We start from the raw sequence: 20,307 nt of genomic DNA, 5'->3' as shown, positions 1-20,307 counted from the left end.
ATTGTTTTACTATCATTACATATTGGTGAAGGAAATGAGACGATTTCTTTTAGTTGGAGGAATGCTCTTAATTTTGATAGCATCCGTGGTTGGAGTAGCAATAGCTAGCGAGTCCTACGTTATCTCAGACGTTTCAGGGGGAGTCCAACACGGAAAGACCACGACAGTTGACAATAACTACGGCTGGAAGAGCGCCCCGGAGAACCCCAATGTAGTTTACATAGCGGTCTGGGCCCCCAAGCCGTATGAAGGATACATTCAGAGCGCACTCGTGGCTGTTGTCAAAAGGCACGGTCTTAAACCTGTGATTATCCAGAACATCACAGCGTATGACCTCAAGGGCAGGGTTGTTCTTTTCTATGCACCTGTTATCAGCCGGGCAGACTACCTGCTAACCGAGGAGCGTTCCATCTCGGGGATACTCTACTACTCCTACGCAGGCGATGCAAAGTCCGCGGTCGAAGTTATAAACAACGGTCTGGCTTTCTCTGCAACAGAAATATCAAAATCAGCCGATAAGTTCTGCAGGGCCAGTATGGAACGGCTACTCAAGCTGAAGATAGCCAATCAGACCTGCGATGTTGCCTACTGGTGGAACCTCAAGGCAAAGGTCGGAAAATTAAAGAGTGAAAACCCCTACGAGATGATTGCCAACGAGATAGCATCTCAGCTCGACCAGTTCCTCAGGAGTGACGAGTCAAATGGACCTTGAGCTCCTCACCTTTAGCTCTCCCCTCTTGTAAAGCTCCAATAGGATTTCGGCTATTCTCTTCCCTGCTTTTCCATCGCCGAAGGGATTCTTGGCTTTGGCCATCCTTTCGTAGAATTCCTTGTCTTCCATCAGCCTCTTCAGGTAGCCTATTGCCCTATCTTTTTCAAGGCCGACCAGGACGTTTCCGCCGGCTTTAACAGTTTCCGGTCTCTCAGTGTTGTAGCGGAGCGTCAGGCAGGGCACGTTGAGGGTTATCGCCTCCTCCTGGATTCCACCGGAGTCTGTCATTATCGCGAAGGCGTTCTTTTCCAGTTTCAGGAAGTCGAGGTAGCCGAGTGGCTTAGTTATCGTCAGTTTCTCTACCGCCTCCACCCGGTCCCAGAGGCCGAACTCCTTAAGCCGGTTCCTCGTACGCGGATGCATCGGGTAGACCGCCCTCATAGGAAGGCTTTCGAGTATCTCAACTAGCTTTTTGAGGTTCTCTTTACTGTCCGTGTTTTCAGCCCTATGGACGGTTATGAGGAGGTATTCCCCCGGCTTGAGGTCAAACCTCTCCAGAACGTTGCTTTTCTTCTCCGCCACCTCGGCGTTCTGTAAAACCGCATCAACAACCGTGTTCCCTGTAACGTAGACGTTCTCGGTTATTCCCTCGCGCTCTAAGTTCCTCTTCGCTTCCTCTGTTGGCGGGAAGAGAACCTCGCTCGCGTGGTCGGCTAAAATCCTGTTTATCTCCTCAGGCATCGTCCTGTCAAAGCTCCTCAGTCCGGCTTCAACATGTGCAACAGGGATTTTCAGCTTGACACTCGCCAGAGCCCCCGCCAAAACTGTGTTCGTGTCGCCTTGGACGAGCGTTACGTCAGGCTTCTCGTTCACTAAGACCCTCTCGATTTCTATCATGGCCTTCCCTGTCTGCTCCGCCTGGGTTCCGGAGCCGACCTCAAGGTGGTAGTCTATCTCCGGCAGTTCAAGCTCCTCCAGGAAAATCCTGCTCATCTCGTAGTCGTAGTGCTGGCCCGTGTGTATTAGGAGGGGTTTAACACCCGCCTCAATGAAGGCCATTACCACCGGGGAGAGCTTTATTATTTCAGGTCTCGTCCCAAAGACGAAGGCCGGCTTCAAAACTCGCCCCTCCCGATGCCCTTGAAGAGGAATCCCCTCGGCGGTTCTTTAACGACGTGCCTGCCGTCTATGAGGATTCTCGTCCTCATAAGATTTCCAAGGCTTTCCCAGTCGAGAGACTTAAAGGCCGTGTGGTCTGTGGCTATAACAACCGCGTCTGCGTTTTTAACTGCTTCCTCAACGCTTTCAGAGGTTCCTCCAACAAAGGGGTCATAGGTCTTAACGGCCTTTACATCGTCCTTTATGGCCTCTATAAAGGCCAGAGCAGGGGAATTTCTCGTGTCGTCGCTATCACCCTTGTAAGCCAGACCCAGAACGGCAATAACTGCCTCCTCCGGCAGAACGTTGAGTTCCCTTAAGGCGGAGAATAGTAAATCCTTGGTGAAGAGGGGCATCGAGTCGTTTATCTCCCTCGCGAGCTTTATGAGCCCGAAGTCCTCCTTGGCCGGCCAGAGGAGGAGGTGCGGGTCCTTGGGAAGGCAGTGGCCTCCAACGCCTATCCCCGGCACGTGGATTCTAACCCTTGGGTGCGTGTTGGCGAGCTCTATTGCCTCGAAGATGTCTATCTTATACTGGTGAGCCAAGAAGGCGAACTCGTTGGCTAGGGCTATGTTAACATCCCTAAAGGTGTTCTCCATCAGTTTAACAACCTCGCTGACGGTGGAGCTTGTTTTGAAGGTCTGGCCCCTGACAAAAGCCCTGTAGAGCTTTTCGGCCATCTCCGCACTCTCCGGGGTTATTCCGCCGAAAATCCTTGAGTTGTAAACCAGTTCCTTGAAAATCCTCCCGGGCATTACCCTTTCCGGGGCGTGGACCATGTAGAAGTCCTTGCCCGCTTTAAAACTCGTAATCTCCTCAATTAGACGTGCCATTTTTACCGTTGTTAGGGGTGGAACCGTACTCTCTATCACCACGAGGGAGCCCCTTTTCATGGCTTGAGCGACCGTCCTGACGGCACTCTCAAGGTAGCTAAGGTCTGGGGTTTTGTCCTCCCTAAGGGGGGTTTGAACACAGATTATGTAGGCGTCCTTTCCACGTATCTCGTCCGGATTCGACGTCGCCCTGAGGTTGCCACTCTCTATAGCCTTTCGGAGCAGTTCGTTTATTTCAGGCTCGACGATGTGGGCTTCCCCAGAGTTTATTTTCCTGACGACTTCTTCCTTGATTTCATAACCTATAACCCTAAACCCGGAATTCGCGAACATTATGGCCGTGGGGAGACCTATGTATCCAAGCCCTATGACCGCTATCTCCTGCATTTCATTCATTCCACTCACCGAGGCTCGTTGGAAACCGTGGATAAAAGCCTTTTCTAGGTAACGATTTTGAAACCGTTGAAACGGTTCTTACTCGGGTTTTGCCCCCTTCCTTCTGAGGAACATCCCTGTTCATTCCATCTTTCTGTGATGGCCCGTTTAAAACTCACCTCATGGAAGGAAAGCGTTAGAAATCGTTTTTCATCAAACGGACTTCCCAGAACCAATTGAAAAAACGCTTCCACAACCGTTTTTCGGAAAGCCTTATATTGGACAAAACCGTTCATTCATCGGCGGGTGGTAGAATGAAGGTGTGGATTGATATAACGAACGCGCCTCACGTTCACTTTTTCAAGGGTCTCATCAAGGAGCTTGAAAAAACTGGTCATGAGGTTCTAATCACGACGAGGGAGTTCGATGGCTTAACGGAGATTCTTGACATGCTAGGTTTTGACTACTACGTGGTCGGGAAGCATGGAGGTTCCACGCTCGAGGGTAAACTCATAGCGAGTGCCGAGAGAGTTTACAAGCTCAGCCGGCTGATAATCGAGGAAAAACCGGATTTGTCCATCTACAAGCACTCCGTTGAGGCACCTCGCGTTGCCTTCGGCCTCGGAATTCCGAGCATAGGTTTCGTTGATAACGAGACGGCAATAGCCCAGAACAAGCTGATGCTCCCGCTGACCAAGCTTCTCCTGTATCCTAAGGCAATAGACGCCTACGAGCTCCTCAAGTGCGGTGCCGACCCCAACGGCATGAAGCCCGTCAACGGCTTCTCGGAGCTGGCGCACCTCTACGGCTTCAGACCGAGCAGAAAAGTTCTGCGGGAGCTCGGCCTCAGGAAGAACGGCTACATAGTGATGCGCACCGAGCCGGTCAAGGCCAACTACTTCAACAGCCCCGAGAAGAGCATCCTTGAGGATGTAATCCCACTCCTGCCCGAGATGCCGATAGTTCTCTTCCCAAGAACGGAGGAGCAGAGAAGGCGTTTTGAGCAGTTTGATAACGTTATAATGCCGAAAAAACCCGTTGACAGCTTGAGCCTGCTTTATTACGCCAGATTAATGATAGGGGCCGGGGGAACTATGAACAGGGAGGCCATAGCCCTTGGGACACCGACAATCTCTACCTACCCGGGAAGGCTCTTGGCCGTTACCAGATGGCTTGTCGAGCTCGGCGTTAAGTTCCACTCCACTGACCCCGCGGAAATAGCCGAGGTCGCGGAGTACATGATGGAGTCGGGTAAAAGCTACAGAAACTACATAAGGAGCGTTGTTTCGGGCCTTGAAAATCCTATGGATGCCATACTGAAGGAAATAGAAACCTATGAGGAGAGCGGAAGTTTTGAGGTCTCAGAGGCCGGCAACCTTGGGGGTTATGTAAGCCTCAATGAAAGCCGCAAGTAAGAGCATGATAAGCGTTAAACCGTAGAGCTTCAACGCCGTTTTCATTCCCTCCTTAAATCCTTTCGCCGGTTCCTCCGAGTTTCTTATGCTCTTGTACCAGAGAACCCCAGCTGTTCCGGCCAGAACAAAGGCAGGGATTTCAACTACTCCATGAGGAGCTAGGCCCAGAACAATTTTCTCAACGGGAAAGCCATGTCCGACAAAAACCCCTGCGACAACCCCAACAACGGCACCGTTGAAAAACATCATCACCCAAGGCCCCAAGCCGAAAAACAATCCAGAGACCAAGACAAGGAGCGCAACACTTGCATTGTGGGTAAATATTTTGATGAAGTTATCGAATGGATTCGGCGAGAGGCCACCGAGCTCGTTGGCCAGCTTGAGAACGTATTCACCCGCTCTTTCAGGCTGAGCGTAGGCATAGGCAACGCCGAAAACTATCCCAACACCAAAGGTCAGCAAAAGCAGACTGAAGATTTTCTTTGCATTCACGATATCACCCTTTGATGGCTTTCTTGAGGGCTATCTTGAAGTCCTCGACGTTGACGTAGGGCATCTCCACGTCGAGCCTCATCGCAAAGAATTCATCAATCAGATACTCAAGCTCCTCCAGCCTGTGTCCCTCAAGCTTCTGCTCAAGCTCATGAAGGGCTTCCTCAGGGTGCATGAAAAAGTCTCCGGTAATTTTGACGTGCTCAGCTATGCCATTTTCTTCGTCAAACTCAATCCTTATGAGGCCCTTCTTGGCCTTGTGCTCGCCGACGTGGTGCTTCATTTTTCTCACCCCCGGAGAGAGTAAGTAGGGGAAGCTTTTAAAGGTTGGGCTGAATTGAGAGCGGTGGTAAAGATGGCCTATAGGGAAATTCAGGAGAAGGCGAGGCTCGCGCTCAGGAAGGCACTCGACGAGATGCTTACCGAGGTAGGAAAGGAGTGGGACGGCGAGATAACCTTCGACGATACGCCGAGCATCGAGCTTGGGGATTTTGGAACCGCCCTAGCTTTCCAGCTCGCGAGGGTCTTCAGGAAAGCTCCGAAGCTCATAGCGGAGGAACTGGTTAAACGAATCGGTGAGAACCTTCCCGAAGGAGTAAGGGAAGTTAAGGCCGTGAACGGCTACATAAACTTCTACCTCGACTACTCCTACTTTGGAAATGCCCTCATAAAGGAAATCCTTGAGAAACGTGAATCTTACGGTGAGAGCGAGACTGGAAGGGGCAAAAAGGTAATCGTTGAACACACCTCCGTTAATCCAACGAAACCACTCCACATGGGGCACGCGAGGAACGCCGTTCTCGGCGACACTATGGCGAGGATTATGAGGAAGCTCGGCTACACCGTCGAGGTTCAGAACTACATAGACGACCTTGGGGTGCAGTTTGCGCAGGTTCTCTGGGGATACCTCAACCTCAAGGAGGAATTCGAGAGGATTGAGTCTGAACTCCGTGAAAAGGGCCTCAAGGAGGACTTCATAGACCACATCATGGGCCTGCTCTACGTCGAGGTGAACAAAAAAATTGAGGAGAACTCCAATGTAGATAGGGAAGTCCGCGAGCTGATGAAGAAGCTGGAAGAGGGCGATAACGAGATAGCCGAGATTGGAAGGAAACTGGCCGAGAGAGTTGTCAAAGCCCAAATGCTCACTACCTATCGGATGGGCATAGCCTATGATTTACTCAGCTGGGAGAGCGACATAATGAGGAGCGGAATCTTCAAGGAAGCCTACGAGCTCATCGAAAAGAACGAGAACTTCTTCTGGGCCGAGGAGGGAAAATACAAGGGAGCCTTCGTGATGGATTTGAGGAAGCTCTTCCCAGACATGAAGAACCCGTTTTTGGTCCTCAGGAGGAGCGACGGAACTGCCACATACACGGGCAAGGACATAGCCTATCACCTCTGGAAGTTCGGCAAGGTGAAGTCAGATATGCTGTATAAGGTCTGGGACAGGCGGGAAAACCACGAGACCTGGACGACCGCACCGGATGGGGAGGGGATGCCGGGCAGGTTTGGAAGGGCCGATATAGTTATCAATGTAATTGGAGCAGAGCAGAGGCATCCGCAAATGGCGATAAAATATGCCCTACAATTGCTCGGCTTCGAGGAAAGCGCGAAGAACTTCCACCACTTAGCTTACGAGCACGTTGTCCGTGAAGAGGGCAAGTTCTCAGGCAGGAAGGGAACGTGGGTCGGATTTACAGTTGATGAAGTCCTCAATGAAGCCGTCCAGAGGGCGAGGGAATTAGTTGAACAAAAGAACCCCAGCTTAAGTGAGGAGGAAAAGGACGAGATAGCGGAAGCGGTTGGCGTTGGGGCGGTGCGCTTCAACCTCGTCAAGTACAGCCCTGATAAGATAATCACCTTCCGCTGGGATGATGTTCTCAACTTCGAAGGCGAGAGCGCTCCCTACATCCAGTACGCCCACGCCCGCTGTGCCTCCATAATCAGGAAGGCCGAGGAAAGCGGAATCGAAACGGACTGGAGGGCTCTCCTTGAGAAAGCCGACTTTTCGAAGCTCACCAACCGCGAGAAGGAACTGATAAAGCTCCTCGCCAAATTCCCGGAGGTTATAGAGCAGGCCGGGAGGGACATCAAGCCCCACCTGATTCCCGCCTACCTCAACGAACTCGCTTCGCTTTTCAACAGGTTCTACATGGACCACCCTGTGCTTAAAGCTGAGGAAGGCATAAGAGAGGAACGCCTGTTGCTCGTTTTAGCCGTCAAGCAGGTTCTCAGGAACGGTCTGGATGTCCTCGGCATAGAGGCCCCGGAGAAGATGTGACTTCACTCCTTCAGTATTTTTTTCAACGACGTCAACCGGCTCCTCCCTTATCACCGATTGCGCCCTTGCAATCATTCCCCCCATTGCACATTCAAAGCTACCTCTCCTCCAGTAGTTGAAACCGAACTCCACAAGCCAGCAGGGAATGCCATCGAGTTTCTATCTCTTCCTCGGGAACTTTCAGGCCAACTTCCGAGAAGCCCACCCTCAGGAAATCTTTTGATAACTCTCTTGGAAACGGCCTCACTTTGACTTCCTCATATACTAAACTCATAACAAGCTAAAGAAAAGGGGGCTCAATGAATCTTGTACCTGAGGAAAGCTCCCAATCCACCAAAGGCCTTGTAGAACTGCTGGCCCTCCTCAGTGTCTAGGGAGATTATTTCAACGTTTGAGCCGGCCTCCTCTGCCATCTTGATGAGCTCCTCGGCAACGTCCCACTTTTCAAAACTCAGGTTCTGGCTTCCACACTTGGGGCAGTGCGTTAGCTTCTTCTTGTAGACGTGGAACTCCTGCTCGCTCATTGTCTTTTCCTCGCTCCAGCCACAGTTGTTGCACTTGACTCTCACCCGAACTTTGTCGTAGCCCTCGCTTATGAGGAGGGTATCAACGGCTCCGAGCTCGAGGGCCTGCCTTACCTCCTTCTCACCGTAGGTTATCATGCCAGTATCTTTGACGAGGTGCTTGAAGAAGTCCTGGATGAGCTTTCTCTCCTTCACTGCTTCATGGTCTCTGAGTATGTCGCTGGCCTTCTCAACGAGCTCCCTGAGACCGTATTCGCCATGGTAGCTTATGTCAACGACGCCGATGATTTTCTTTTTGAGCTCGTGGTGGAGGTAGTCCCCCTCAACGAACTCCTCCTTCGTCGGCCCGGGACCGCCGATGATTATTCCCTTGAGCTCGCCCTTTTCAAGGAGCGGTAGGAAGGCCTTGTTGGCGTGTTCTCCTATGCGCTTCATGAACTCGTGGGTTTCCTGCTCCCTAATGCGCTCATAACGCCTCGCCGACTGACCACCTGCTCTAGTCTTTCCGGGAACGTTCGAGGTAAGCTCGTCTATAACCTCTATGCGCTTCCCCCGAAGGAGCCCTATCGTAGCCTCGTTTTTCTCGACCGTTATTAGCCCATAGGCATCTTTTACGCGGAGCATCTCTTCGAGCGGTTCTGTGACAAAGGTCTGGTCACAGCGATAAAGGCGGACCTTGAGGGGTTCCGGCGGAACTATAGCCCAGAGTCTTATGTCGCTAACACCCTCTTGCTCGCTGACGTTGCCAACGAAGAGAGCGAGGCCGTTCTCGGGAGTCTTTCGATACAGCTTGAGGTGTTGCATGGCCCTTTCTAACGCGCCAAGAACGTTCTTTCGAGTTGATTTGCTCTTGATGTTCTGTGCCGTTCCGTACTCTTCCCTCAACTGTTGCATGACCTTGTTTATGTCGTAGCCAGCTGGAATGTATAGGCTTACCAGTTCGGTGGCACGACCTCGATAGCTTTTGAGCTCCTCGACCTTCTTTTTCAGTTCGTACATCTCAGCTGATTTGTGAGACATGAGCATCACCCCTTTCTCTTCCCGTTTCTGGGTAGAAGGGGCCCTTATAAAAGTTTGGCGTTAGAGGAGGTGCAGAACCGAGAGGACTATAAGAATGAAGGCCCCGAGGATTCCACCGACGGCGAGTATGAGAAGGGTCATTGGATTGATGGGAACGCGGGTAACTCCGAGAAAGTTCAGCAGGCCAATCACAAGAAGTTCAACTATAACGTTAACCGTGAGCCACTTGAGTATTGCTATCGTTAGAGCAAGGATGACCCATCCGAAGAGAAACAGGGAAAAAGGAAGAGTACTTAGAGCAACAAATCCTTCATGAAACCACCTCAGAGCTTTTCAAGTGTTTCCTTGGCAATCTGGCCGAGGGGAACCCACTTCTTGCCCTCGAACGGGAGGACGACCTTGTCCTCAACGCCCGTGAGTTCCTCGACGAGGGGTTTTAACTCGCTCAGTCCAAGTTCCCCTATCACGACGAGGAGGAAACCCTTCTCATCTCTCTTACCCTCGCGAAGGCCCTGCTTAATCTCCTCGACTATCCAAGAGCGATACTTCTTGGCCAGTTCTGGATAGGTTCGTATAATATCATAGGCGAGCACCATGGCATTCTCCCTTATGTAGGGATTCCTGTGGTGAATTAGTGCCATCAGCTTCTTGAAGTTGTCTTCGCTCATATATTTCGATAGTGTTTCCCTGCTGGTCTCTAGAATCTGGGTGAGCGCCAGAAGTGCATCGCCCACAATTCCCGGGTTCTCATCGTCCAGAAGCTCCACTATCGCACCCATGACCTTTTTGTCTTTTATTGCCTCCTGAACTAGAAGCTCGAACTGTCCCGATTCAAGCATCCCCCTGACCTTTTTCTTTTTGGAGCCAAAGCCGAATAACGCCATTATTGTCACCCCATTAAAATTCTTCTAAGGTGCATGTTTTATAAGACTTCCCTACTTTCAATGCTTTATGATGAGGATCACTATGGATAAAATACTAAAGCTCATGTCGTGGAGTCTTTTAACAATTGTTGTTATTTTTTTGGCAAATTATTTGAACAATCCATACTTGGGATTTTTCATTCCTTTTATCCTTGGCTTTAATCTTTTGATATTCTTGACGAAATCTAGAATTCCGTTTAGCATGCTTTTTACACTCTCTCCTGCATTGGGCCTTTCCGTTCTTGTTATCGGAGCTTATGTTAGTAGTGATTTTAATATTCCCCTTCATACATATTACTGGGGATATACTCTTTTTGTTGCCCTTACCTCGCTACTTCTGGGAGCTAAGATACATTCAAAGTTATCACTTGACTTTAAGGAGACATTTACTATTCTTCTTTCAGCACTTCTTTTGGTAACTGTCCATTATTTCGCATATACTTATCCTACTGATAATGTTGATAACTATTTTCATGCAACGAAAATACTGTATATGCTTAAATCTGATTCAATGTTCCCAATGGATGCTCCTTCCTTTAGTGTGGTCTATTACCCGGGGGGATACCATTCTCTAGCGGGTTATTTGGTGAAAATTACTAGCTCATCAATACCAAGTGTTATGCTTGCCATACGAACTCTGGCGTGGTTATTGTTTGTGTTTGGGGTATATTTTTTTGCAAGAATATGGTTTGATAGTAAAATTGCTATGTACTCTATCATCGCTATAATTTCCACGAACATTGTCCACTATTATTTACTTGTTTATGTTGAACCAAATTTTATCGGTTTTTACTTTTTCTTGGTCATGTTAACTCTAACTTTCTCTTATATTAACGACAATGAGCTTAGACGTGGAATAATCTTTTATAAAATACTCGGGGTTATTATTGGAACAGCATCTATATTCTTCCATCCCTACTCTTTTCAAAACTATGTGCTAGTAATTACAGTATACATCGTGCTAAAGACAGGTCTAAAGACAAGTAAACTTCTTCAAAGAAGTGTTGGAGAGACAATCTTTGTTTATCTCATTATCCCACTACTTTTTTATGCTGTTCTCAATCCCTATTTCACTGAAATCCTTGTTCGAGGAATTGAAGCTAAGGGAGCATACTTTTTTAATGTATCAACAAGCCATGATAATTGGACATTCTTTAAGTTCATGTGGAAGTGGGCGACTATTAGGAACAACAACTATGCTGAGGTTCTTTTCATTATCTTAGGATTTACCTACTATTTACTCAAAAAGTCATCGAAAAAACCTGAAATTCTTTCAATTTATATATTCATTCTATTTGTTGTTTTATTAAATATAGATAAACTTACACTCAACATGCCCATTCCGTTTTACAGTGCTGCAGCTATGGAAAGGCAGTTTCTGTGGACCGTGCCATTGTTTCCTGTACTAGTTGGTACCGGCATGGGAAGTCTATCACTTCTTCTGAACTATTTTAGGAGTAGTCTCAAAAATAAACTTGTAAGAGGTATTTCGGTGTTTATTTACACACTGATTATTGCATCCTTTTTTTTAATTCCAGCTTATGGAACAGCTAGAGACATTGTTTCAGCCGAAGCAAACTTCTATGTAACCCCTGATGTGATTGAGGATTTCAACTGGATTTCAACCCATTACAGTTCAACGTCCATCTTAGGATCTTGTCATTCTGATTCATCACCATGGTTACCTTTTTTTGAGGGGACAAATTACACTCTCCTTTCGGAACCGTATTTCAGGAAATGCCATATCGGGAGCAAAACAATAGAAAGGTTTGTAGAAGAGGTTCTATCTAAAAATAAGACATTACCTAATACCCTTGCTTTTATAGATACCAACGCACCCAGTTTAAATCCTCTAGAGTTTGCTAAGAGGTACTCTCTTCTTAGGATAAACGGAAATGACTGGATTTTTGATTTATCATCTCATAATCTTTCTAAAAATGAAAAAGTTATCCTCGATAATCTTCGTTTATGCTCCAGCACGCTTCCCGGAGACGTTTATAAATTTGGTAAATATTATGTTTGGGGATTTACCAAGAAATATTTTTACGTTGAATATTTTGCATTCAATGGACTATACGTGGCTTGGCTTTCAGGGAAGACGGGAATAATAGCATTTAATCCATGCAAAAACTATGATAAAATATACCTCACTCTCTTTGCATCTACAAAAATGGAAATTAATGTAAGTATCAACGGAAAGAGAGTATTAACCCAAGAGTTAAATAGAGGACTTAACGTTGTCAAAATTAGTGCAATTATTCAAAAAAATTCCTTAAACACAATAGAAATAACTAAATCCTTAGGAGTGCTCATGGTGTATAGAATTAAAATGGGGTGAAAAACATGAGGAAGTTCTCATTTTACCTGCTACTGATATGTTTTTTGACATTAATAATTAGATTTCCTCTTCTACCCGTTATGAACTCATATGTTGATTATGATGAAGGTACGTATCTTCTTATCGCCCGCCTCATCAACCATGGAGTTCTCCCCTACAGGGACATTTTTGCAGTCCATCCCCCCCTCTACTACTACACCTTAGCCGGCTGGCTGAGACTTTTCGGCGATAACTATATAGTAGGCCGTGCTTTCTCGCTTTTCCTTGGATTAATATCAGTTTTTCTAGCTTATCTCACGGGAAGGGAATTAACCGGTGAAAAACTCGGGCTGGCGTTCGCATTTCTTATAGCAATGGACCCTCTGGCCATTAAGGTAAACACCCTCGTTCTTCACGAGAGCATGATTGAGTTCTTCACACTCCTCTCCCTCTGGTTCCTCGCAAAATATCTTAACGAGAAAAGAAGGTTATACGCATATCTAACAATAATCATTGCATCTATTGGAACATCCACTAAATTTACTATGATACCTTACCTTCTTGCAGTTTTCGTGTTCTTGGTTCTCTACGAGTCCGAGGAGTTGAGAAACCTGATATTGTCAGGAACAAAAGTTCTAACCCGTCGGCAATCGTATATCATCCCTCTCACCTATCTGCTCTGGACGATGATCTCTATGGCAGCAATCACGCTTTATCCCCAGGAAGTAACTAGGATAATCGCCAGTGTCCCAGGAATACACCCCATAACAAAGGTCGGCCACGTATATACGTGTATCCTTTTTCTTTTCCTCTGGGTGTTTTTAACTGTTTATGTAATCAACATCAAATATCTTCAACCTCTCCAACACGCGCTCAAGGAACTTAAGGGAGTCATTAATTATGGAGCGGTATTAATTTCCCTCGTGATTATATCAAAGGCTTTAATAGAGGTTCCACTTGGTGTTCTGGTTTCTCCTGACTATGTGTATCAAACTTACATAGCGCAAAGCAGCAGGGGGTATCCCTTCGTCGGAATTTTCTGGATTATAGGAAACATTTTGTCCAATATTCAAAAATCTTCCCTCGAACTTCTTGCTTACTATGCCCCCCTTATTGTTTTGGTTGCAACAGTCCTAATCATTAAAGCTTTTGGAAACAAAATTAAGTTTTCCGAGCCTCTCAAAGCCCTTTTCTTCCTGAACGTGATATTCTACCTGATTGCAGTCCCCATAATTCCCAATCCAAGATTCATATATCCCCTGTTATTAGTCTCCTATTTGTATCTCCTCTCAGGGGTTGTTGAAATCAAACAACTAGAGATAAAGATTCTTGGCATCACCATGACCCTAATTCTCCTCCTCACACTGATTAACGTAGGGATTGCTTATAACTACCCAAAGGGAGCCCTCAGGATAGCCTGTGCTCCCCACACCAAAGAGCTCAGAAATGACTTATCAAACTACGTCCACAAAGAAGCGTTAAATGGCACATACCTTTCGATTAACCCTATGGACGCGTATTATCTGAAACTCAAAGTTGTTCCATATATGGTCGATACCTTTGGACTAGGATACCTTAGGAAGTACAACTTAGTAAATATAGCCAGAGAGTACTCTCCCGATTATGTGATTTATGATACTTGGATGTTCAATATGATGAAAAACAAGCCCCTCCAACGGGTATATGGGTTATTGTTTAATTACACCCTCCAAAATGGTACTCTGTTATTTGGAGAGTCCTTAAAAGATGGGGAAATTATCGCTTTATTTTCCTTTAAAAAACCTACTTATCCATGGAGAGTCAACCTCCACAGGGTTTCTCTCTATGTTTATTACAATATGACCAAAATTAATATTAATTTTAATTTATCCCCCCAACTTTTAAAGCTTTTTAGAAATAATAATGAGTCTAGTTTGTACAATATATTAGCCATTACAAACAACAAAACAATCCACGGGGAAATTGTTCTCAGTAATAACTCAATCAATGTATCTCTTCCTGCAAATGTTATATCAACGATTACAATCTCTAAAGGTATTATATTACATGAAGGAGTCCCAATTGATAGAGGTTCTGTGAATAACGTAATTCTCTGCACCCCGAAAATATGTTTCCTCTTTACAGGAAAAATTGATGTCTCAGAAAATAAAATTCTAGTAAGAGGTCCTTTTCAAATCATGGTTCAGAAGAAAGTATAGAATCTAGAGAAGTTTTAACCCTGTCGATTGTTGCATTTACAAATTGTCCTTCCTTCCGTATAGTGCCAGTTCGAGGATCTATAAACTCCTTTAATGCCAAGTATATAACAACAAGTGCAAGTACAAACATAAATATATACTCGAGTGATGCCTGAGCACTATGCCTCATATTGCACCCCTGACCAAATATTGTATACAGTGCACTTATAAATATTTACAAATTAACATTAAGAGAGAAATTTAAAAATGGAACTAACACTTTACAAAATCACCCACATCATCCACTGAGCATGCTGTTAAGGGTGTTGTTTATTGAAGTCTCGGCTGTGTTGGCAGTTGATGAAGCCGTCTTACCCCTGTTCTGCAGTTGCCTGACAACTATCAGGATTATAACCAGCGCCGCGGCAATCATGAAGAGGTACTCAATTGCACCCTGGGCCTTCCTCATCATGGCAAATCACCTCCAGAGAGTTACTTCAACTTAAACTCGACTAAAAAAGCTTATATATCTTTCTACTCAATACTGAGTATAGGCATGCGCAATATTGCAAAGGCTCCAAGGGGTGCTCTCTTATGTTAGTAAGTTTTCACTGTGAATCATCGAGCATTGAAGATTGCATTGGAGAAATCAACAAAAAATCAGAAAATATCTTACGAGATCTTCCGGGTTTTGTAAATTCTGCAAAGATACATTTGAGCTTTGGAGCATTTATGAACCTGGGTGTGGTGCTAGTCATTGACAAGTCTCTAACAGCCCACAAGGTCGTGAGAGCCGATTTTTCCTCCGGCAGAAACAAGGAGGACGCAATCAACAAAACCCTTGAAAAACTTAACCCAGTGATTCCCGAAAATGGCAAAATAGTCGAATTTGAGGTAAAAACATACACAACCCCCGTGACGAGGAGGACATACGCCGTTAGTGTAGTGGTCTACAACGTCTTTGAGAGACGAAAGTCCATCGAAGAATACACTCTAAAAGAGAGGAGAAAGCTGATAGCGATGGTCTTGGAGGCATTCAACTACAACCCCAAGGTCCTTAACATCTCGGAGCTCGCAAGGGTGTTCGGCGTTTCCAGGGACTCAATATACTACGACATTGAGCAGATACTCAAGGAGGCCGGCAAATCTAAGTAGTCCACATTGGTCTTGGTGTCGCCGTGAGAATGAAGATAACCGCCGCAATTACGGCCAGAGCTATTCTCTTCTTTGACACCGGTGAAACTTCATCCAACGCCCCAGGATTGCCTGCGGAGCCAATCAACAACACCAGGAGACCCCATATAAACCAGCCGCTCCAGAGGTAGCTCATCCCAAATAGAACGAAGGCCGTTGCATAGGTTATTATCCTGTGAGTTTTCTCACTGATGAAGGCCCTCAGAATATGGCCGCCGTCGAGCTGGGCAACGGGAATTAGGTTCAGGAAGGTTACAAGCAGTCCAACCCAGCCGGCCATGGCAATCGGGTGGAGGAACACAACGTAGTCCTCAGGAACGTGGAGTACAACCTTCGTTAGAAGTTCAAAGAGCAGGTTCGTCCCAAAGTATATTCCTCCCTCCGAACTGGGAAGCGAGCTTGATGGGACAATCACGGAGAGCTTAATTCCTATAGCTGTCACCGGAATAGCCACCAGAAATCCCGCAATCGGTCCGCTCACACCTAAGTCTATCGCCGCGTCTCTCGTGGGAAGGGGAGACTTAACCCGGATTACAGCGCCAAGGGTTCCAATTAGGCTAAAGGGAAAGGGTATGAAGTACGGCATCGTAGCGCGGACACCATGGTAAGCGGCCGCTATCTTGTGCCCGAGCTCGTGGGTTCCAAGAATTGCCATAACACTAACCGAAAACGAAAGGGCTATCAGGTAGGGGTCCCTCATCCCGGGGAGATGGTAGTAGTCAAGAACCGAGATGTAGTTCAGGGCCAGCATGTAACCGGCAAAGAGGGTCGTGGCTATAGTGGCGAGCAGGAAAACCCAAGGGAGCCATCTATTGTCCGGCTTCACTTCTCCTGCGGGAAATACAAAGAGTAAAACCTTACCATCCCGCTTCTTAAGGGCACACCAGTAGCCAAATCTCTCTACCTCACGGAGGACTTTCTCAAAGTTGGGTTCCAGGATTTCCCTGACCTCGAAGATAAAAACCTTCCCATCAAAACCCGCGAAATCGAGGTCATAGAAAGTCCTCAACTTGGCTTCAACCTCGGGGGGCAAAGCAGACGTTACGTCCTCTGGGGACGTTAAACTAATTCCGCCTTTTGAATCGAAGGAATAGCCAACAAGAATCATGTCGCCGCCGCATCGAGGACAGGAACCTTCAAGAATGGGTTCACTGGAGTCCCTCTCCTCGCGGTAACCGCAGTTAAGGCATTCGTAGATTCCCCTCGGCATCTTTTACCTCCGGGGTTAAAATTGAAAAGGGAGGTTAAAAAGTTACTCCCTCTAAGAAGGGCACTTCACGTTACAGTGGTCTCGTTCTCCATTGCTTTTGTGAGGACACTGATGGCGTCTCTGAGGTAGAAGTAGGCGTTCCTGACAAGTATCATGACCCGGTAGCTTCCAAGGCTAGCAAGGACGTTTCCGCCGACGGAGAAGTTGGTGGCCTTCTCCATAAAGAGCGTGGCGTTGGCGTAGAGACTCATCGCCTGGGAGAGTGTCTCGTTGTCAACGCCGAGCTTAAGGACCTTCTGGTAGGTGGCGTTGAACTCTGGAAGGAGGGCGTTGTAGTTCCTGTAGTAGAAGTACGTTAGGGTCATTATGAGTGTTGGTGAAATGCCCTTGTTTCCAGTCACAGGGATTGCACCAGCCTGTGGAACGATAGCACCAAGGAGGAGAATTCCGAACAGCACGAATGCAATTCTCTTCATAGTACCACCCCCGGAATGTATACATCTAGCTGGGAATATAAATTTAGCGGAACCACTGCGAAACTCAGGGCACCTTAACGACGTACTTCCTGTTCCCCTCCTCGAAGCCCCTGAAGGAGCCGAGCTTCAACCCTAGGAGGGCTCTCTTAAGGTTTATCACCTTCATCGCGGCCAGGTGTGTAACCCCTGTCCCCCTCAGAAACTCCGGCAGGAGCTGACCCGTTGGGCCCGTGAGAACGAAGAGCTCAGTCTTCTTCGCCCTATCTAACAGAAGGTCTATGGTCCCGTTGACCAAACAGCTGGCGCTCGCTATGACCGCGTCCATCTCGGGGAGAAGGTGGTACTCCAAAGCGTCGCTGTAAGTATCTCTATCCCAGAGCTTGGCGTTCCGCTCGAATACGTATATCTCATAGCCCTTATTTCGAAGTTCTCTCGCTAGGGGTGGCATGTTGCCTATTAGGGCAATTTTACCGGCGTTTTCGGGCAGGAGTTCAAGAACGTCGGCAAATTCAGCATCGCTCAGGTCAATGTAATACTGTGAAACCGCGTTGATGGCGGCCAGCCCTAAGGTCCTCTCGATGACGTTTAGGCTGTCGGCCTTTTCGATGAAGGCATTGAGTGAAGGCTCGCCTATCGAGTTCCTGTAACGCTGAACCTCCTCCGGCAGGGTCATCGCGACGCCGAGGGCCTTTCCCTCCGGTCCTTTGAGTAAAACCCATGTGTAAGGTAAGGCAAAGCCGAAGTCCACCAGCTCAAGGTCATCAATCAGCTTTAAGGCCCTTTTCTTTATCTCCGAGAGCAACATGGTATCATCCTCCGAGTTATTTCTCAAATCTTAAGTTCCTATGTTCTCTCAGTTTCTAAGGTTTTAATATACAGGTTATCATGCCCTTTTGCAAAAAGGCAGAAGAGAACCATAGAAATTACCGCATCTCCATGAGTCTCTTGTAAAGCTCCTCGACCTTTTCGCTAACCTCTTTCGGCGAGAAGCCAGCCTTCACAGCCAACCAAGTTGCTCCTCCAGCGCCAACTCCTTCCTTGACGTAGCCCTTCTCGTAGTCCCTCAAACCTTTGAACTCGCTCTTCGAGAAGTCGAGGTCAGCAGAATACGTTACTATCCCTATCTCTTTGGCCGTATCCAAGAAGGTCGCACTCCTATCATTGACCACCCACTTAGTGGTTGCTATCATGAAGCGACTCAAATCCTCACCGAGGGCCTTTAGCAGGGCAGAAACCGCTAACATCTGGGTTCCGCCGGCAAGGACGATATTCTTCCTGAAGCCCAATGCCAGGCCTACCACCGTTGCCATCATCGGGTCGCCGAACTGTCTCAGTGCCTCGAGGGGATTACCCTTCAACTGACCCTTTTCAATGCCAGCTCGCTTGAAAGCTTCGCTGATTACCCGCTCCTTTAGACTCTGAGGGTTGTCCGGCGAGGCCGAGGAGGTCCTGGCTTCGTAACCGAGTGCCCAGAGGACTGCTTGGGCGGTTGTCGTTCCTCCGGGTGTTGATTCTCCGATAACGAGTTCCTTGAGTGACATCTTGTTCAGTTCCTCTCCGAAAAGCTTGGCACGCCTTATTATCTCACCGAACTCAGGTAAAGCTGGCTCCTTTCTAAAGTCCCGCCCGACGGCGTTGCTTATATGAACGTGAGGAACGAGGGGTGCTAAATAAGTCCCCCCACGAACCACAAGAACCGGGAAGTTTGCCAGCTCTTTAGATGCTTTGGCGATTATTGCAGGAGTTGGATGACCCTCAGGCGTTACAGGGATGACATCAATCGTTAGAGGCTTCTCGTGAAAGAGGTATTCGGCATCGGCAACCGGTGTTAGCTTCGTTAGTTCGGGCGTTGCTCCGGCCACGCTTATTCCCGGGACTGTGCTTATCTCGGTGTTTCCCAAGACGAGAAGGAAAAGGCTCTCCACTTCGACCACCGCTGGAGGTTTTATCCAAGGGTTTATATGGCCTTCGGCCAATGTTCCTTGGTGGGAAAATGGGAAAGGCCTTGATGGTTCAGGGGACATCATCTGGGGCAGGTAAGTCTCTCCTTGTCACTGCATTATGCAGGATTTTCTCTAACCTCGGCTACGACGTCGTTCCCTTCAAGAGCCAGAACATGAGCCTCAATTCGGCGCCGAGCATCGAAGGTGGTGAGATAAGCCGCGCCCAGTACCTTCAGGCGATAGCCTGCAGAAAGAAGCCGAGCGTGAAGTTTAACCCAATCCTTCTCAAGCCCGAAGGAAACATGAGGAGCCAAGTCGTCTTCATGGGAAAACCCATAGGTAGTGTCTCAGCCAGAGACTACATGCTCTCGCGGAAGGAAGAGTTTTTCCGAAAGGCAATGAGGGTCCTCGACGAGCTGAAGGAGAAGCACGACCTCGTTCTAATCGAAGGCGCCGGCAGTCCAGTGGAGATAAACCTGAAGGACTACGACATAGCCAACATGCGAGTGGCAAAACACGCCAACGCGAGGGTTATCCTCGTTACTGATATTGATAGAGGGGGTAGTTTCGCCTCGATAGTCGGCACGATGGAGCTTCTGAGCAAAGAAGAGCGGGAACTTGTGATGGGCTTCGTCTTCAACAAGTTCCGCGGTGATGCGTCCCTCCTAAAGCCGGGCTTTGAGTACCTTGAGAAGCGCTACGGGAAGCCGACCCTTGGAGTTATCCCCTACGTTGAGCACCACCTACCAGAGGAAGACTCCTTAACTCAGTTCCCGAAGGTTAAGGGCAAGCTTCACATCCAGATAGTTAAGCTCCCTCACATAAGCAACTTCACCGATTTTGAACCGCTCCACTGGGCCAACGGCGTTGACTACGTTACCAGAGCCGAGGAAATAAAGGGCGACGTCATCATAATTCCCGGGAGCAAGAACACGGTTGAAGATTTACTCTGGATGCGCGAGAATGGCATTGAGGAGGCTATAATTCAGGCCCACCGCGAAGGGGCTTTCGTCGTCGGAATATGTGGCGGTTTCCAGATGCTTGGGGAGGAGATTATAGACAAGGTCGAATCGAAGCGCGGAAGGGTTAAGGGTATCGGACTCCTTCCAGCGAAAACCGTCTTCACGAGGGAAAAGCGGACGAACCATCTGAAGGCTGAAGTCCTCTGGGAGAGAGCTAAGGGAATGGTCGTTGAGGGCTACGAGATAAGGATGGGCCGTTCCGTCTCCGAGAGGCCGTTCTCAGTTATAACCT

The 20,307-nt window shown here is 47.8% G+C and carries 19 protein-coding genes; 7 read left to right on the top strand and 12 right to left on the bottom strand.

What is annotated here, in order from left to right; translation table 11 throughout:
- The first annotated feature begins 25 nt into the window (after positions 1 to 25).
- Positions 26 to 712 carry a hypothetical protein gene (locus tag F7B33_RS09175; RefSeq protein ID WP_297074224.1) on the top strand — a complete coding sequence of 229 codons (687 nt, stop codon included), beginning with the start codon at positions 26 to 28 and terminating at the stop codon, positions 710 to 712.
- On the opposite strand, the gene wecB is transcribed toward F7B33_RS09175, so the two are convergent.
- Together wecB and F7B33_RS09165 are read right to left on the bottom strand one after the other, a co-directional pair.
- Positions 698 to 1,831: a non-hydrolyzing UDP-N-acetylglucosamine 2-epimerase gene (wecB, locus tag F7B33_RS09170; protein ID WP_297074222.1), complete on the bottom strand. Its 1,134-nt coding sequence runs from the start codon at positions 1,829 to 1,831 to the stop codon at positions 698 to 700. The genes F7B33_RS09175 and wecB overlap by 15 nt on opposite strands.
- Complete coding sequence (locus F7B33_RS09165; RefSeq protein WP_297063234.1) at positions 1,828 to 3,099, bottom strand: UDP-N-acetyl-D-mannosamine dehydrogenase; 1,272 nt, start codon at positions 3,097 to 3,099, stop codon at positions 1,828 to 1,830. Before F7B33_RS09165 ends, wecB begins: the two co-directional genes overlap by 4 nt.
- 293 nt (positions 3,100 to 3,392) lie before the next feature.
- Between F7B33_RS09165 and F7B33_RS09160 the strand changes: the two genes are divergently transcribed.
- The gene (locus F7B33_RS09160; protein ID WP_297063223.1) at positions 3,393 to 4,493 is read left to right on the top strand and encodes a DUF354 domain-containing protein; all 1,101 of its coding nucleotides are present in this window, start codon (positions 3,393 to 3,395) and stop codon (positions 4,491 to 4,493) included.
- On the opposite strand, the gene F7B33_RS09155 is transcribed toward F7B33_RS09160, so the two are convergent.
- Both F7B33_RS09155 and F7B33_RS09150 read right to left on the bottom strand, forming a co-directional pair.
- Positions 4,440 to 4,985 carry a stage II sporulation protein M gene (locus tag F7B33_RS09155; RefSeq protein WP_297063225.1) on the bottom strand — a complete coding sequence of 182 codons (546 nt, stop codon included), beginning with the start codon at positions 4,983 to 4,985 and terminating at the stop codon, positions 4,440 to 4,442. The genes F7B33_RS09160 and F7B33_RS09155 overlap by 54 nt on opposite strands.
- A gap of 4 nt (positions 4,986 to 4,989) precedes the next feature.
- Positions 4,990 to 5,268, bottom strand: coding sequence for a lipoate protein ligase C-terminal domain-containing protein (locus F7B33_RS09150; RefSeq protein ID WP_297063236.1), 279 nt, complete (start codon positions 5,266 to 5,268; stop codon positions 4,990 to 4,992).
- 72 nt (positions 5,269 to 5,340) lie between these two features.
- Between F7B33_RS09150 and F7B33_RS09145 the strand changes: the two genes are divergently transcribed.
- Entirely contained in the window at positions 5,341 to 7,269 is a 1,929-nt protein-coding gene (locus F7B33_RS09145; protein WP_297074253.1) for an arginine--tRNA ligase, read from the top strand.
- A 296-nt stretch (positions 7,270 to 7,565) separates the two neighbouring features.
- On the opposite strand, the gene prf1 is transcribed toward F7B33_RS09145, so the two are convergent.
- The 3 genes from prf1 to F7B33_RS09130 all read right to left on the bottom strand — a co-directional run bounded on the left by prf1 (position 7,566) and on the right by F7B33_RS09130 (position 9,697).
- Positions 7,566 to 8,813 (bottom strand): peptide chain release factor aRF-1, encoded by a 1,248-nt coding sequence (gene prf1 / locus F7B33_RS09140; RefSeq protein ID WP_297063240.1) that lies wholly within the window; start codon positions 8,811 to 8,813, stop codon positions 7,566 to 7,568.
- Between the two features lie 60 nt (positions 8,814 to 8,873).
- The gene (locus F7B33_RS09135; RefSeq protein ID WP_297063229.1) at positions 8,874 to 9,005 is read right to left on the bottom strand and encodes a hypothetical protein; all 132 of its coding nucleotides are present in this window, start codon (positions 9,003 to 9,005) and stop codon (positions 8,874 to 8,876) included.
- A gap of 131 nt (positions 9,006 to 9,136) precedes the next feature.
- A complete protein-coding gene (locus F7B33_RS09130; RefSeq protein WP_297063231.1) occupies positions 9,137 to 9,697 on the bottom strand; it encodes a hypothetical protein in 561 nt (186 codons plus the stop codon).
- Positions 9,698 to 9,764: 67 nt separating this feature from the next.
- Here F7B33_RS09130 and F7B33_RS09125 point away from each other — a divergent pair, with 67 nt between their 5' ends.
- Both F7B33_RS09125 and F7B33_RS09120 read left to right on the top strand, forming a co-directional pair.
- Positions 9,765 to 12,074 (top strand): DUF6541 family protein, encoded by a 2,310-nt coding sequence (locus tag F7B33_RS09125; RefSeq protein WP_297074221.1) that lies wholly within the window; start codon positions 9,765 to 9,767, stop codon positions 12,072 to 12,074.
- A gap of 5 nt (positions 12,075 to 12,079) precedes the next feature.
- Complete coding sequence (locus tag F7B33_RS09120) at positions 12,080 to 14,251, top strand: glycosyltransferase family 39 protein (protein WP_297074220.1); 2,172 nt, start codon at positions 12,080 to 12,082, stop codon at positions 14,249 to 14,251.
- A 277-nt stretch (positions 14,252 to 14,528) separates the two neighbouring features.
- Here the strand turns inward: F7B33_RS09120 and F7B33_RS09115 are convergent, their stop codons facing one another.
- The gene (locus tag F7B33_RS09115) at positions 14,529 to 14,702 is read right to left on the bottom strand and encodes a class III signal peptide-containing protein (RefSeq protein ID WP_297065897.1); all 174 of its coding nucleotides are present in this window, start codon (positions 14,700 to 14,702) and stop codon (positions 14,529 to 14,531) included.
- A 275-nt stretch (positions 14,703 to 14,977) separates the two neighbouring features.
- Here F7B33_RS09115 and F7B33_RS09110 point away from each other — a divergent pair, with 275 nt between their 5' ends.
- Positions 14,978 to 15,385, top strand: a complete 408-nt coding sequence (locus F7B33_RS09110) for a hypothetical protein (RefSeq protein ID WP_297065894.1) — start codon at positions 14,978 to 14,980, stop codon at positions 15,383 to 15,385.
- Here F7B33_RS09110 and F7B33_RS09105 read toward each other — a convergent pair.
- The 4 genes from F7B33_RS09105 to cobT all read right to left on the bottom strand — a co-directional run bounded on the left by F7B33_RS09105 (position 15,378) and on the right by cobT (position 19,035).
- Positions 15,378 to 16,634 carry a site-2 protease family protein gene (locus F7B33_RS09105; RefSeq protein ID WP_297074219.1) on the bottom strand — a complete coding sequence of 419 codons (1,257 nt, stop codon included), beginning with the start codon at positions 16,632 to 16,634 and terminating at the stop codon, positions 15,378 to 15,380. The two genes, F7B33_RS09110 and F7B33_RS09105, sit on opposite strands and share 8 nt — an antisense overlap.
- Positions 16,635 to 16,699: 65 nt before the next feature.
- Positions 16,700 to 17,110 carry a hypothetical protein gene (locus tag F7B33_RS09100; protein ID WP_297074218.1) on the bottom strand — a complete coding sequence of 137 codons (411 nt, stop codon included), beginning with the start codon at positions 17,108 to 17,110 and terminating at the stop codon, positions 16,700 to 16,702.
- 64 nt (positions 17,111 to 17,174) lie between these two features.
- Positions 17,175 to 17,915 carry a DUF364 domain-containing protein gene (locus tag F7B33_RS09095; RefSeq protein ID WP_297074251.1) on the bottom strand — a complete coding sequence of 247 codons (741 nt, stop codon included), beginning with the start codon at positions 17,913 to 17,915 and terminating at the stop codon, positions 17,175 to 17,177.
- A 118-nt stretch (positions 17,916 to 18,033) separates the two neighbouring features.
- The gene (gene cobT / locus F7B33_RS09090) at positions 18,034 to 19,035 is read right to left on the bottom strand and encodes a nicotinate mononucleotide-dependent phosphoribosyltransferase CobT (protein ID WP_297074250.1); all 1,002 of its coding nucleotides are present in this window, start codon (positions 19,033 to 19,035) and stop codon (positions 18,034 to 18,036) included.
- 68 nt (positions 19,036 to 19,103) lie between these two features.
- On the opposite strand from cobT, the gene F7B33_RS09085 reads away from it, so the two are divergent.
- Positions 19,104 to 20,307: cobyric acid synthase (locus F7B33_RS09085; RefSeq protein WP_297065885.1), on the top strand; the 1,204-nt coding region annotated here is incomplete at its 3' end.

The organism is Thermococcus sp., from assembly GCF_015523185.1.
GTDB lineage: Archaea > Methanobacteriota_B > Thermococci > Thermococcales > Thermococcaceae > Thermococcus.
The sequence above is the reverse complement of the archived record's forward strand: the minus strand, read 5'-3'. Positions and strand labels throughout refer to the sequence as shown.